Origin of the sequence: Mesorhizobium sp. M8A.F.Ca.ET.165.01.1.1 (assembly GCF_004792065.1) — a bacterium.
Taxonomy (GTDB): Bacteria; Pseudomonadota; Alphaproteobacteria; order Rhizobiales; family Rhizobiaceae; genus Mesorhizobium.
Genome location: NZ_SRTH01000175.1, coordinates 1 through 319 on the forward strand (window position 1 = coordinate 1; position 319 = coordinate 319).

The 319-nt window shown below is 69.0% G+C and carries 1 pseudogene; it reads right to left on the bottom strand.

The features are described 5' to 3' along the window. Positions 1-319: pseudogene (locus tag EN808_RS35630) on the bottom strand (double-strand break repair protein AddB); the annotation flags it as partial.

Below are 319 nucleotides of genomic sequence, written 5' to 3' on the forward strand. Positions count from 1 at the left end.
CCCAGTCCGTGCCCTCGGTTTCGATCTCGTCCATCAGCCGCGCGAGGTCGCGCGCCAGCCAGATGGCATCGGCGGCCGAGGTCGGCACGACGAATTCCTCATTGAAGCGCTCCCGTACATGCGCCGGCAGGCTTTTCTTCCAGGCTCGCACCAAAGGCGCCAGCAACAACAGCCGCTCTTGCGCCGCGATCGGCGGCGCGAGCTCAATGGCGGGCGCCGCCTCGGCGTCGAAGGCCGCCTCGTCCTCGTCGAACTCGCCGAGCGGCCGCACCGTCGGCAGGATGGCCGAGCGCTGACCAAGCATATCGACGAAGGCGCC